We start from the raw sequence: 12,400 nt of genomic DNA on the forward strand, positions 1-12,400 counted from the left end.
GCTAATTTAACAGATAAAGGGTATGCTTTCTAATGATTTGTGATTAAAAAAAGCCTTAACAAACAGCGTTAAGACTTTGGCGTGTAGCTGTTACTTTACTTTATCGTTTTGCGAGTGATTTTACAGATTGCTTTTGATCACTGGCAGATTGGGTTGCTTTGTCTATTAATGTTTCAAGTGGTTTATTTCGAACGCACATAAGTACTTTGTTCATTGCTTGGCATGTGCCTGTCGCTTTTTTATCATGGCTTGTGTAGCTACAACCTTCATTAATGGCTTTTTCTTCACATGCTTCCCAAGGCGCGTTTGAGCCGTGGCCTGCATGACTTAGCGCTGAGCATGAGGTAGCAAGTAAAAAGCCAGTGGTTAGTGCTTTTATTACGTTAAATATTTTCATTAGTATCTCAGTTAATTATTTGGCCAGAATGCGAGTTATCTTGCGGTAGCACCTTTAAAACAACCAATAAACATGTTTTCAGATACATCGGCTGCATGGTAGTGGTATCCGCGTGTATCGTCGGTGTGGCCTCTACATTCGTCTAAATCAGTGGGTTCTAATCCATCTTCGTTAAGCATGCCAAATATACCAAATCCATCGAGTGCATAACCCATCATGGCGGCATGACCGTCTGATTGGATTTGTGTTTGGCTACAGCCTGCTTCACCGTGGTAGTGATAACCTGCTACTAAGTTAATATGGCCAGCGCAATCATCAAAGGCTGCAATAGTATATGCGCCTAAAATAGCCTCAACAGGGGCGGGTGCAGCAAGTACAACACCATTTAGAGCAACACCTACATTAGCGTTACCAATACTGCTATTTTGAGTGGTTGCAACAGGCGTTATTGGAATTAAAAATGATTCTGATATACCGCCATCAACATAATCAATAGAGCATTCTACGCAGTGGTTTTGGTATTGCTCCTCTACGTTTGGACGTGCAGCACCATCACACGATTCTTGTGTGTCTGTTACATTTACAAGGCCAGTACCTTCGTCGTATAGCTGCCAATGGCTATCGTTATATAATGTTGGTAGATTTAAAATAAAGTCGCCAGTTATATCGTAAACCTCACCGGTGCCGTCAAACCAAATACCGGCTTCGTCTGCTGTTGATGTAATATTTCTAGGGCAAAATACACCAATCTCGTAATTTGAAGGCGTACCTGCAATATCAATTTTGTAGCATGAAGCTTCATCGCCATTACTTAGCGTACATGTTTGAGTGGTAATTGATGAAATGAGCGCATCGCTTTCAAAGTTAAAAGGGTCAACTTCTACAACGAAATCGGTTGAAGTATCTGTTGTAGTGCCCTCATCGGTGGTTGTTTCAGTTACGACGCTACTTTGAGTATCGCTACCGTTACAGGCAGCTAAGCCCAGTGCAAGTATACACACTGCAAGCGGTGCTAAAATTGGTGTGTTAAATCTTCTCATTAAAAATATCCGGTAATGAAGTTGAATGTATAATATTTGTTAAATGTGCAAACAAAGTGCAAAAACAACGCAACATAATACATTGCCTGAAATAGAGGCTTATAACGCTTGCTATAAGTGTATGTTGTACCTTTTATTGTTCAAAATACTGCGACTTTAAAGTACCTAAATAGGCAGTGGAGTTTTATGGACTTTTTACTTCCCGACAGTATGTCTTTATTTTTGTTTTTATTAATGATGATCACCGCTGGCTTTACTTCTTTTATATCTGCTGCATTTGGTGTGGGTGGCGGGCTAATGTTGCTTGTTGTTATGGCGTCGTTTATGCCTATGGCAGTTGTTGTGCCTGTGCATGGTTTAGTACAGCTTGGCACTAATGCAAATAGGTTTTTACTCAGCTTTAAGCATATTGATAAAAGCATGTTTGTATATTTTGCGTTAGGCGGCTTAGTAGGGGCGGGGTTATCAAGTTTTGTTATTAATGATATATCGCTTGATGCTATGAAGTTAGTGGTCGCTATTTTTGTTATTTATTTACTGTGGGGTAAAACGCCGCCAGTAAAACTAACCTCTAAGCTATGGCGCATGGTCGCCGGTGGCATAACAACTTTTGTTTCTATGTTTGTGGGGGCGAGCGGGCCATTAGTTGGTAGCTGTTTATATATAAATAATTACGAAAAGTTAAAATTTACGGCAACGTTTTCGAGCATTATGAGTGTGCAGCATTTATTAAAAGCGGTAATTTATGGTGCTGTTGGCTTTAGCTTTTGGCAATGGATGCCGCTTGTAATTGCTATGGTAATAAGTGGTGCTGTAGGGACTTGGTTTGGAATTAAATTACTTAAAAGTATGTCAGGGGATAAATTTAAGCGTATTTTTAGAGTCGTTTTAACGTTATTAACGCTACAACTCGGTTGGCAAGGTATTAAAATATTACTCCACTAATTTACTTAGTGGAGTAAATTTAATTTTATTAAACATAAATCACTTAAGCGGATTAAATAATTCATTGCGCCAAAAAGTTACTGATATAGAGCGACTACACTGTAATTTTTTGGCTTATCCATGAACTATACTAACTTGCAATAATTGTTCATACGTTTAATTAAATTGGTATTAAAGCTTATTTAACAGCGGCTTTAATTGGTTTGTCGCCATCAAATAACTCAAAAATGCGGTTACTAATAAATGAGTTAGTCGCAATATGTAATAATGCATTGGCTACGTTTTCGCGGCTAATTTTAGCCTCAGAACGATCACTTGGTCGCTGCGTCGTTACTTGCATTGAAGCGCTATCATCAGTCAGTGTACCAGGGCGAACGATGGTGTAATTTAAACCACTATTGATTAAGTGCTCGTCAGCCATGTGCTTGGCAACTAAGTAAGGTTTTAAATCACCTTGAATCGAATCTGGGTCGTCTGCACCGATTGAGCTGACCATAATAAAGTGTTTAACGCCATGCTCTTTTGCAAAGGTAGCTGCTTTAGTTGCAGCCCATAAATCAATAAGTACAGTTTTATCATCGCCCGTACTTCCACCAGAACCTGCAGCAAAAATCACTTGGTCACAGCCTTTCATTGCATCACCAAAATCGCCTTCAAGATCTTGCTCAACGATAGTTAAAAAAGAGCTGTTTAAATCGCTTAGCTTATTCTTGTCGCGCACTAATGCCACAACATTTTGCTCATTTTTTAAAAGTAGCTCAGTTGCCATTTTACCTATTTGTCCGCTTGCGCCAATAATTAGGGTCTTACTCATAATTAACTCCTTCCAATAAATAGTAAAAGTAATGTGCTTACAAACAGACCTTGGGGTAGGGGATAATTTTTAAAGGGTAAAAAAGAGTTTAAATGAGCTAATTTCAAAAAATACTTTAATTAAAATTCAATACTTAACTGAGCATTAAAATTAGCTGCTTTTGGCGTGTTTTTTAGAACTTTTTATTCAACCATTATACTCACTTCGGTCACATAACTACGGCGATATAGACTAATACGAACCTTATGTTCTTGGTAATTATAAAACAAAGTGCGATATGTATTATTGCCGTTTGTTTTTAACGGCTCACCTAATTTTTGCTGATAAAAGCGAGCGATATCAGAAATTGAATCTGTTAAATAACCAGTGCGAACCATTGGATATTCGCCGGCTACATCCATTGTTGTAACAAACTCTTCAGGAAGTGGGATTTCAGTGACGTTTTGGCTAAGTACATTAAACGATAGAGTGCATAGCAGTATTATTAAAAATGCTAAAGTTTTCATTAAAGTCCTTTAAATAATAAATTCCATTTATTGGTACTCATTTTACCTCAATAAGCACCTTTGTCATTTAAATTTTATTACGAATTAAATCTCGTACTATAAACCGAGCAGGGTGAATAGCTTGGCTTACACGTTCGCTTAATGGGCGAGGCTCGTTATTTAAACAGCTTACGAGATGTTCTGCGCTTAGCGGTGCGCTACATAAAGCGCGGGCGCCAAAGCCGGTAAAAATATGTAGGCCTTGTTGTGGCTTATTAAGTTGCTCGTACTGATAGCGTTTACCTAAGCGTAAGTTAGCAAAGGCCATTGTATAATCACTTTGTTCGCACCATTGCCCTGCCATTGGTAGGTGATCTATAAATGTGCATCGTACAGCTGCTTTTGCCGAGGTAATATTGCCAAGGGTTGAGGCAAATTCACTTTGCTGATAAAAGCTAAGTAGTTGCTCTTGGTTTAATTGGTTGTCGAGCGCTGTAACTTGACGGCTTTTGGTATTTTTTTCAAACGTGGCTCCCATACAGTGATGATCTAAATAGGCTGGGGTAAAATACCCTTTATGGCACAGCACTGTTTTAAGTTTGCGTGATTGCTCACTTGCCTCAATATGTGAAACTTGCCCGCGTACGCCTACTATTGGTAGCGCTTTTGTTTGCTCAAATGCATCACTGTGCTCGCCTGTACAAATAATTACATCACTAAAAGGACCTAACTGCTCATCATTCGTTAATAAAAACCAACCGCTGTCAGTTTTTTTAAGCTGTTTTATATTGCAGTTAAATACGCTTTTAAATGGGTTTATGCTATTTGCAGCGCTTAACATGGCGTTTACTAATTGCGGAGGGTTAACCCAGCCGCCTTGTTCAAAAAACACGCCCGAATAACCTGTTTCTACGCCGGCTATTTCGTCGCCTTGCTCTGCGGTTACGTTGTGCATTAGCTGGGTTGGCCACAGTTGTTTTTGTGCTAAGTTTTCATGTTTATCGGCCAGAGGTTTTTTTACTGCGTGTTGTAATACGCCGCACCAATCGTAATCAAAATTAAAACCACTGCTAAGTAAGTTGTTATATAGGCGCTTTGCGTATAAAAAGCTATGTGCAAACAATTCGCTGTGCGGTGAATTTTTAGCTTGTAGGTGAGGGTAGATAGCGCCTTGCACATTGTGCGATGCCCCCATAGCTGGTTTTTCATCTTGGCAGAATAATTGGCTTGCTATGCCTCGTTTAGCCAAACTATATAAAATGCAGCTACTGGCTATACCGCCGCCAATGACCGCTACATTTTTTAAAGCGCTGCTATCTTGATGAAAATATGCAGGAGCTGATCGAGCATCATTTACGCACTCTAGCTGGCCAACAAGCATATCTCTTTTTTGGCCAAAGCCTTTGGCTTTTTTAGTATTAAAGCCTGCATCAATTAATCCACGGCGAACAAAACCTGCTGAAGTAAATGTTGATAAGGTTGCACTTGCCCTTGATATATTGGCCATAGAATTAAATAAACTTTGCTGCCACATTTCGGGGTTTTTACTTGGCGCAAAACCATCTAAATACCAAGCGTCAACAATTCCTGTTTGCGGATAGCTCATTGCTTGTATTGATTCAAGTGCATCACCAAAGTATAAATCGAGAACAACAAGTCCATTGTCAAATTCGAGTCTGTGGCATCCTTCTAAATTAATTGGGTATTGTTTAGATAATTTGTTACTAAAGGCGCTTAATGAAGGCCATGCCTGTAGTGCTTTGTTTAAATCGTCTATGTGCAGAGGATATTTTTCAAATGAAATAAAGTGTAAGCGTTTAACACCATTATCTAATTGATTTTGAACTTGTTGACGTGCAAGGTGGTCAGTAAAGCGTTGCCATGTATTTAAAAAGTTTAAACCTGTACCAAAGCCGGTTTCGGCAATAACAAAATGTGGCTGGTCATGATTTTGTAATCGTGCATCTATATTATTTTGCTCATAATACACATAATGCGATTCAGCTAAGCCATCGTCATTAGAAAAATAAATATCACCGAAGTCATTAGCGAAAGGTGTACCTAAATTATTAAAGTGTATATGTGCATTTTTGATCATGATTTTTTAATTTTATAGATATATTTTTTAATTATTTTACGGGTTTTCTTTGAAATAGTCTGGCGTTATTTATAAGCTAGCAGTTCAGAGTACAAGTGTACGCTAGAAAGCTGACCACTTAGGTGATTAAATTCGCGTAAAATAGAATGCAATTAAGTATTAAGCTAAGGGAATTACCCATGAGAAGAGCTGTAATTACAGGTATCGGTGTTGTATCAAGTATAGGTAACAACAAAGAAGAAGTATTAGAATCGTTAAAAACGGGCAAAAGCGGCATCGCTTTTAATCAAGAATTTGCCGATTATAAGTTACGTAGTAACGTATCGGGTAAAATTGATATTGACGTTAAAGCACACGTTGACCGCAAAGCAATGCGCTTTATGGGAGATGCTGCTGCTTACTCTTATATTTCAATGACGCAAGCAATTGAAGACTCAGGTTTGTCTGACGACCAAGTATCAAATGAGCGCACGGGTATTATTGTTGGCTCTGGCGGTGGTTCGTCTAAATGGCAAGTAGAAGCTGCTGATATTTTACGTGAAAAAGGCGTAAAACGTGTAGGGCCTTATATGGTGCCACGCACTATGGCGAGCACTACATCTGCTTGTTTAGCAACACCATTTAAAATTAAAGGTGTTAACTATTCAATTAGCTCTGCATGTGCAACATCTGCGCATTGTATCGGTAATGCCGTAGAGCAAATCCAGCTTGGCAAGCAAGACGTTGTGTTTGCTGGTGGTGGTGAAGAGCTACACTGGACATTGGCAATGGAATTTGACGCTATGGGCGCACTTTCTACTAAATACAATGAAACACCTGAAAAAGCATCTCGTACATATGATGCAAATCGCGATGGTTTTGTTATTTCTGGCGGTGGCGGTATTGTTGTAGTTGAAGAACTTGAACATGCACTTGCACGTGGCGCGCACATTTACGCTGAAATTGTTGGCTACGGTGCAACATCAGATGGCTACGACATGGTTGCTCCATCTGGCGAAGGTGCAGCACGTTGTATGCGCCAAGCTATGCAAGATGTAGATAGTATTGATTACCTAAACACGCATGGTACATCTACACCAGTAGGTGACGTTAAAGAGCTAGGTGCGATACAAGAAGTGTTTGGTGGTAAATCACCAATGATCAGCGCAACTAAAGCAATGACGGGTCATGCCCTAGGTGCTGCAGGTGTTCACGAAGCTATCTTCTCATTATTAATGCTAGAGCACAGCTTTGTAGCACCTTCAATTAATATTGATGAGCTAGATGAGCAAGCGACAGGTTTAGATATTATTACTGAGCGTCGTGATGTTGAGTTAAATACTGTAATGTCTAATAGCTTTGGCTTTGGTGGCACAAACGCGACTTTAGTGATGAGTAAGTACAAAGGTTAATTTGAGCTTATAAGCCCTATATGCAAACGCATAACTGGGCTAAATAGTCCAAAACAAAAAAGGAAAGCCGAGGCTTTCCTTTTTTATTATCGAAAGTTTAATTAACCTTCGTTATGTTCTTGACGCGCTTGCTCAATTTCGTCTGCAATTTCTTGCGCTTTTTGCTTAGTTTTTTCAGTTAACTCGCCAGCAGCTTCTTTGCTTTTAATCCATGCGTCAACCGCAATCTCTTTGCCGTCGTCGTACATGTCTAAGCCCATTGCTTTACTTTGCTCTAATAGCTCGTTTAAAGACTCGTCATTTTTAAGATCGTTAGTTGTCTCTTTAACGTCGTTCCATGCATCACCAAGCTTTTCTTGCATTTGTGCGCTTTTATCTTTTGCATCTTCTTTAACTTCGTTGGCATCTTCACAACCAGTTAATGTAATTAAAGTGCCTAATAAAGCTAAACCTGCTAATTTATTCATGTGCTATCTCCTTTAGAGACTGATAATTAATTCGAGGCAGACTATACAACAATGAAAATGAACGCCCCCGTAACAAAACGATTAAATTTTAAATTAATGAATGAGCATGATTGGCCTCAATTATTTGAACTCGACCAAGACCCAGCTGTAATGCAGTATTTAACACGAGGTGAACCTACCTCTTTAGAGCAAATAAAAAATGAGGGAGTGCCTCGTATGCTCGCATATCGAAATGAGCTTAAAGGCTGGGGGCTGTGGAGTATCACTATAAAGCAAACCAATACATTTATAGGTTGGGTATTAATAAGGCCTATGTGCTTTTTTACTGATGCACCAAACTACAGTGATATTGAAATAGGCTGGCGCTTTAAGCAAGCAAGTTGGGGGCATGGTTATGCAACCGAGGCGGCTTTAGCATTATGTGATGAACTTATAAAGCAAGATGACGTTAAGGCGATAAGTGCAACGGCACTAAAAGATAATACGGCCTCTATAAATATAATGAAAAAGCTAGGTCTGCAATTTATAAAAAATTATACACATACAGACGAGCAAGGCGACTTACCTGCGGTGCTTTATTCAAAAAGTGTTTAAAGATGATTAAATATCAACAGTATAAAGATTGACCTGTCCTTAAGTGACGTGCATTAATAAGAATGCGTAACTAAAAAATAATAAATTAAGGATGTTGTATGGGATTGCTTTTTTCACCACGTAAATTAATTGTCAAAAGTGTGCTGGTTTTACAGTTCGCTGCTTTTAGTGTTTTAGCGCAGCCTTTATCGCAAAGTGCGGTAGCAATGCCTGACTCGTTCAGTGCCGATGCTGCTAAAAGTATATTAGAGCAAGGCGGTAATGCTGTTGATGCGGCTATTACGGCACAATTTGTACTAGCAGTAACGCTTCCTGAAGCCGGCAATATTGGCGGCGGGGGATTTATGCTTATTCAAAAAGATGGCAATGGCGATTTTATAGATTATCGCGAAACAGCGCCAACAGCGGCTCATCGTGATATGTATTTAGATGAGCAAGGTAATGTTATTGCAAACAAATCAATATATGGTATTCACGCAAGCGGTGTACCTGGCAGTGTAGCGGGCATGTGGCTTGCCCATAAAAAACATGGCACTTTAAAGTGGGAAGAATTAGTACAACCAGCGGTAACGTTGGCTGAGCAAGGGTTTGTAGTTCCGCCTAAGTTAGCAAAAGGTGTGAGCAATTATATAGCCCACCTAAAAGAGCAAAAAATAAATGTAAACTTCGAAAAATACTTTGCTGATGTAAAAGCTAATAAAGTATTTAAGCAACCCGAGTTAGCGGCAACGCTAAAGCGTATCCGTGATAACGGCCAAGATGGGTTTTATAAAGGCGAAACTGCAAATATTATTGCTAAATTTATGCACCAACATGGCGGTATAATTAATCAAGATGATTTAAAAGGTTACACCGCTAAATCACGTACACCTATTAAAGCGAGTTGGAATGGTTATGAAGTACTTACTTCTCCACCGCCGAGTTCAGGTGGTATTGCTATTTTACAGTGGCTTAAAATGTATGAGCTACAAAAACCAGATGCGGGCTTAGCGCATAACTCTACTCAGTATGTACACTTACTTTCTGAAATAGGTAAACGTGTATTTGCAGATAGGGCGGAGTATTTAGGCGATCCTGATTTTTTTGATGTACCAGTCAACGCATTAACTAATATTAACTACCTCAAAGAGCGCAGTAATGGCATTTCGTTAACCGCTATCTCGACTACCAAAAATATTAAACCGGGCCTTAAAGAAAGTGAGCAAACTACACACTTTTCAATCGTTGATAAAATGGGTAACGCTGTCGCAAATACCACCACAATAAACTTAGGGTTTGGTAGCGGTGTAGTTGTTGAAGGTGCAGGGTTTATTTTAAATGATGAAATGGACGATTTTAGTGCCAAACCAGGCGTTATGAATGTGTTTGGTGCAATAGGCGGCAAAGCTAACGAAATACAGCCGCACAAGCGTATGTTGAGTTCTATGACTCCTACAATACTACTTAAAGACAACACCGTTAAAATGGTGACAGGTTCGCCTGGTGGTACAACCATTATTAGCTCTGTGTACGAATCTATCTTAAATGCGGTAGAGTTTGATATGACTGCAGAGCAGGTTGTAAATAGCCCTCGTTTTCATCATCAACTGTGGCCTAAAAATATAATTAGAACACACATAGGTTTAACCGATAGCGTAAAAGCAGAGCTTACAAAAATGGGCTACACCATAGATGAGAATCACTTTGGTGACTTACACGTTATTATTAATAAAGAGGGCCAATTAGATGCCGCTTCTGAAGCATCAGGACGTGGTAAATCAATTGTTTTTTAAATAAAAAAACACCGCGCTAAAAGCGCGGTGCTTTAAACAATACAAAATTATTGAGTATCAATTAAATCTTCAACACCCACTATTAGCCATGGAGCGTCGTCTGAAATTAGACGCTCTAAGTGCCAGATTTCTAAAATAGGCTCTTCTTTTTTATTGCCTAAATCACGGTACTTACCTTTAAAGCGAACACTAATCTGCCACGATTGCGCGTTTGTATCTGCGCGCACAAGTTCGGCATCAATAAACATCACTTCTGTTTCTACGCTTTGTATAGCTTCACGTTCAGCTTTAAACTCGGCAACAAGTGCAGGGCTTAAGTATTCAGCCATTGTGGTGTAATCGGCATTGTTCCATGCAGTTTGTAGCGTATGGTAATGACTACGGGCACCTTGCAAAAAGCCATTAACGTCAAAGTTAGGTGGTAAATTAAAAGGCACACTTTCACCTTGTGGGGCGCTGCTTGCAAAGCCTGTACTTGTTGGTTGCTCGATAGGTGCTTGTTTAAAAGCATTTTGCTGAGCACTTGTACTTGCACTGGCAAGTTGTGGGGCACGATTAGCACGTAAAAAGCCCGTTACTAGCTTAAATAAAATAAAGAGTCCGCCAGCTAATAAAATCATTTCTAATAGCTGAAAACCTTCAAAATCGTCGCCTAACATTGCTGCAATTAAGCCACCCGCTAGAAGCCCTCCAAAAACGCCTGCCATAATGCCTTTTTTATTTGATGTGGCTTTAGGTGTAGCGTTAGGTGTTGTTGTATCTGTTTGTTGTTTTTGCGCTGTTTGTTGTGTTGCAGGTGTCTGTCCGCGTTTACTGCTGCCAAACTTTTTACGTGCGTGTGCATCAAAACTGGCAGTACATAATAATGCCAATAATGAAAAAATAACGATGATGTTCTTCATGAAATTCCCTAATTAAAATCGAGCCGCGATTATAATTTACTTTCTTTAGGAATTTAATTAATTACTTTAAAAATCAGAGGTTTTGGGGAGTGAAGAAACGCTTTGTTGGTGAGTATATAATCAAAAAACCGCTCAGTAGAAACTAAGCGGTAAATTTGTCTATTTTAAAGCCAACGAATTGCGCCAGTAACGCGTTCATTGTATGTATCTAGAGGTGCTCCAAGACTTGCCACTAAAATAGTATCAGCTTGTGAGCCACGATTAATGTGACCTTCAAAGCGCTCATCGCGGAAGCTGTCATCTCCAAAACCAAATGATTTATTTTCAGAAGGCACTATAAATACCGTCATAGGACCAAAGTCAGACTCAAATATTAAATGCAGTCCTTTTTCGCCTTTAAAATCACAAAACATCGCATAAGTTACAGCGCCAGGAAGTTCATCAAGATGACCACCTAATACTGCAAGCTTGTCGTTGACGCTTTGTAGGCTAATGGGCTCTTTTTTATCAAGCGCATTAATTTCGTAGTACACATGGGCAAGCGCATGCTCACCTGCTTCGTGTGCAATATTTTGCTCTGTACTAAAAAAGAAGGCACTAATCGCCACTACAAAAGACGCTGCTAACGCAAGATGTACACGATCAAACTTAAAACGCGATCGAGCATCAACCATGTTTTTACCAGTTGCTTGTTCTTCTTGGAGTGCTTTTTCTTTTAACGATGTGTTTAAAAGAATACGGTCTGCAAGATTTTCAGGCACAGGTATATCTAAAGAATCTTGAATGAATTTATCAAAATCTTTCATATCGTTAATAAAACTTTGTCGCTCTGGGTTATTGTCAGCAAACTCCATAAGCTCCTTGTCAATGTCGTTTGGCTGCGCAATAGTGCGGCGACGAAACTCAAGTTCATCCATTATTTTGATGCCCCTTTAAGTTGTTCATCATCACGGCTTAAAGCCTCTTTAAGTTGATTTCTGGCACGGTATAAACGAGTCATTACCGTGTTTTTATTTAAATTAAGTATGCCTGCAATCTCTTCACCAGAGCAGCCCATTACAACTTGCAGTAATAATGGCTCTCGGTATTCATCAGATAGCAGTGCAATCTGGCGTTGAATTACCGTTTGTTCCATTTCATCGTCTAATGAATGGCTGGTTTCATCAACAAGCGTATCGTTTTCTACGTCGCTGTAATCAAACTGTTTACGTTCAAATCGGCGTGCGTTTTCTCTTCGTAATATAGTAAGCAGCCAAGGTTTAGCTGCCTTTTGATCAAGTAAAGAGTCGAGTGAACGCCATGCGCGTAAAAACGTTTCCTGTACTAAATCATCTGCTATGTGCGGATCACGGCATAACCAATAAGCAAAGCGATAAAGCTCTTTATTGTAAACGTGGACCAAGGCTTCATAACGCTTTTGTTTCTCTGCCATATCGATTAAGACCTGATTGTTTGATTTTTTCTTTCCAAGCATAAGCACTTTTTTAATTAAAAA

The 12,400-nt window shown here is 39.4% G+C and carries 13 protein-coding genes; 4 read left to right on the forward strand and 9 right to left on the reverse strand.

The annotated features are described in order from the left end of the window. Positions 1-100: 100 nt before the first annotated feature. Together H5089_RS17595 and H5089_RS17600 are read right to left on the reverse strand one after the other, a co-directional pair. Positions 101-397 carry a hypothetical protein gene (locus tag H5089_RS17595; RefSeq protein ID WP_182195342.1) on the reverse strand — a complete coding sequence of 99 codons (297 nt, stop codon included), beginning with the start codon at positions 395-397 and terminating at the stop codon, positions 101-103. Between the two features lie 35 nt (positions 398-432). After that, positions 433-1,437 (reverse strand): YHYH protein, encoded by a 1,005-nt coding sequence (locus tag H5089_RS17600; protein ID WP_182712759.1) that lies wholly within the window; start codon positions 1,435-1,437, stop codon positions 433-435. Positions 1,438-1,623: 186 nt separating this feature from the next. Here H5089_RS17600 and H5089_RS17605 point away from each other — a divergent pair, with 186 nt between their 5' ends. Continuing rightward, positions 1,624-2,382: a sulfite exporter TauE/SafE family protein gene (locus H5089_RS17605; RefSeq protein WP_182712760.1), complete on the forward strand. Its 759-nt coding sequence runs from the start codon at positions 1,624-1,626 to the stop codon at positions 2,380-2,382. Between the two features lie 178 nt (positions 2,383-2,560). On the opposite strand, the gene H5089_RS17610 is transcribed toward H5089_RS17605, so the two are convergent. The 3 genes from H5089_RS17610 to mnmC form a co-directional block, all read right to left on the reverse strand. Next, positions 2,561-3,196 carry an NAD(P)-binding oxidoreductase gene (locus tag H5089_RS17610; protein ID WP_149602990.1) on the reverse strand — a complete coding sequence of 212 codons (636 nt, stop codon included), beginning with the start codon at positions 3,194-3,196 and terminating at the stop codon, positions 2,561-2,563. 182 nt (positions 3,197-3,378) lie between these two features. Beyond that, entirely contained in the window at positions 3,379-3,702 is a 324-nt protein-coding gene (locus tag H5089_RS17615; protein WP_004335602.1) for a hypothetical protein, read from the reverse strand. 67 nt (positions 3,703-3,769) lie between these two features. After that, on the reverse strand, positions 3,770-5,779 hold the full coding sequence (gene mnmC, locus H5089_RS17620; RefSeq protein ID WP_182712761.1) for a bifunctional tRNA (5-methylaminomethyl-2-thiouridine)(34)-methyltransferase MnmD/FAD-dependent 5-carboxymethylaminomethyl-2-thiouridine(34) oxidoreductase MnmC: 2,010 nt from the start codon (positions 5,777-5,779) through the stop codon (positions 3,770-3,772). Between the two features lie 179 nt (positions 5,780-5,958). Between mnmC and fabB the strand changes: the two genes are divergently transcribed. Further along, complete coding sequence (gene fabB / locus H5089_RS17625; RefSeq protein ID WP_004335606.1) at positions 5,959-7,170, forward strand: beta-ketoacyl-ACP synthase I; 1,212 nt, start codon at positions 5,959-5,961, stop codon at positions 7,168-7,170. A 101-nt stretch (positions 7,171-7,271) separates the two neighbouring features. On the opposite strand, the gene H5089_RS17630 is transcribed toward fabB, so the two are convergent. Then, complete coding sequence (locus H5089_RS17630) at positions 7,272-7,637, reverse strand: hypothetical protein (RefSeq protein WP_024596750.1); 366 nt, start codon at positions 7,635-7,637, stop codon at positions 7,272-7,274. 51 nt (positions 7,638-7,688) lie between these two features. Between H5089_RS17630 and H5089_RS17635 the strand changes: the two genes are divergently transcribed. Beyond that, on the forward strand, positions 7,689-8,231 hold the full coding sequence (locus H5089_RS17635; RefSeq protein WP_024596749.1) for a GNAT family N-acetyltransferase: 543 nt from the start codon (positions 7,689-7,691) through the stop codon (positions 8,229-8,231). Between the two features lie 98 nt (positions 8,232-8,329). Beyond that, positions 8,330-10,003, forward strand: a complete 1,674-nt coding sequence (gene ggt, locus H5089_RS17640; protein WP_182712762.1) for a gamma-glutamyltransferase — start codon at positions 8,330-8,332, stop codon at positions 10,001-10,003. Between the two features lie 47 nt (positions 10,004-10,050). On the opposite strand, the gene H5089_RS17645 is transcribed toward ggt, so the two are convergent. The 3 genes from H5089_RS17645 to H5089_RS17655 all read right to left on the reverse strand — a co-directional run bounded on the left by H5089_RS17645 (position 10,051) and on the right by H5089_RS17655 (position 12,379). After that, entirely contained in the window at positions 10,051-10,905 is an 855-nt protein-coding gene (locus tag H5089_RS17645) for a Tim44 domain-containing protein (RefSeq protein WP_182712763.1), read from the reverse strand. A gap of 164 nt (positions 10,906-11,069) precedes the next feature. Beyond that, entirely contained in the window at positions 11,070-11,822 is a 753-nt protein-coding gene (locus H5089_RS17650; protein ID WP_182712764.1) for a DUF3379 family protein, read from the reverse strand. Beyond that, complete coding sequence (locus H5089_RS17655) at positions 11,822-12,379, reverse strand: sigma-70 family RNA polymerase sigma factor (protein ID WP_032827217.1); 558 nt, start codon at positions 12,377-12,379, stop codon at positions 11,822-11,824. Before H5089_RS17655 ends, H5089_RS17650 begins: the two co-directional genes overlap by 1 nt. Positions 12,380-12,400: the final 21 nt, after the last annotated feature.

It is taken from the genome of Pseudoalteromonas sp. SR45-1 (assembly GCF_014163655.1).
Lineage (GTDB): Bacteria > Pseudomonadota > Gammaproteobacteria > Enterobacterales > Alteromonadaceae > Pseudoalteromonas > Pseudoalteromonas distincta.

Excerpts from the sequence above, each read along its gene's own strand:
- H5089_RS17615 (WP_004335602.1), bottom strand. The coding sequence starts at position 3,702 with ATGAAAACTTTAGCATTTTTAATAATACTGCTATGCACTCTATCGTTT.
- H5089_RS17655 (WP_032827217.1), bottom strand. The coding sequence starts at position 12,379 with ATGCTTGGAAAGAAAAAATCAAACAATCAGGTCTTAATCGATATGGCA.
- H5089_RS17595 (WP_182195342.1), bottom strand. The coding sequence starts at position 397 with ATGAAAATATTTAACGTAATAAAAGCACTAACCACTGGCTTTTTACTT.
- H5089_RS17635 (WP_024596749.1), top strand. The coding sequence starts at position 7,689 with ATGAAAATGAACGCCCCCGTAACAAAACGATTAAATTTTAAATTAATG.
- H5089_RS17600 (WP_182712759.1), bottom strand. The coding sequence starts at position 1,437 with ATGAGAAGATTTAACACACCAATTTTAGCACCGCTTGCAGTGTGTATA.
- fabB (WP_004335606.1), top strand. The coding sequence starts at position 5,959 with ATGAGAAGAGCTGTAATTACAGGTATCGGTGTTGTATCAAGTATAGGT.
- mnmC (WP_182712761.1), bottom strand. The coding sequence starts at position 5,779 with ATGATCAAAAATGCACATATACACTTTAATAATTTAGGTACACCTTTC.
- H5089_RS17630 (WP_024596750.1), bottom strand. The coding sequence starts at position 7,637 with ATGAATAAATTAGCAGGTTTAGCTTTATTAGGCACTTTAATTACATTA.
- H5089_RS17610 (WP_149602990.1), bottom strand. The coding sequence starts at position 3,196 with ATGAGTAAGACCCTAATTATTGGCGCAAGCGGACAAATAGGTAAAATG.
- H5089_RS17645 (WP_182712763.1), bottom strand. The coding sequence starts at position 10,905 with ATGAAGAACATCATCGTTATTTTTTCATTATTGGCATTATTATGTACT.
- H5089_RS17605 (WP_182712760.1), top strand. The coding sequence starts at position 1,624 with ATGGACTTTTTACTTCCCGACAGTATGTCTTTATTTTTGTTTTTATTA.
- ggt (WP_182712762.1), top strand. The coding sequence starts at position 8,330 with ATGGGATTGCTTTTTTCACCACGTAAATTAATTGTCAAAAGTGTGCTG.
- H5089_RS17650 (WP_182712764.1), bottom strand. The coding sequence starts at position 11,822 with ATGGATGAACTTGAGTTTCGTCGCCGCACTATTGCGCAGCCAAACGAC.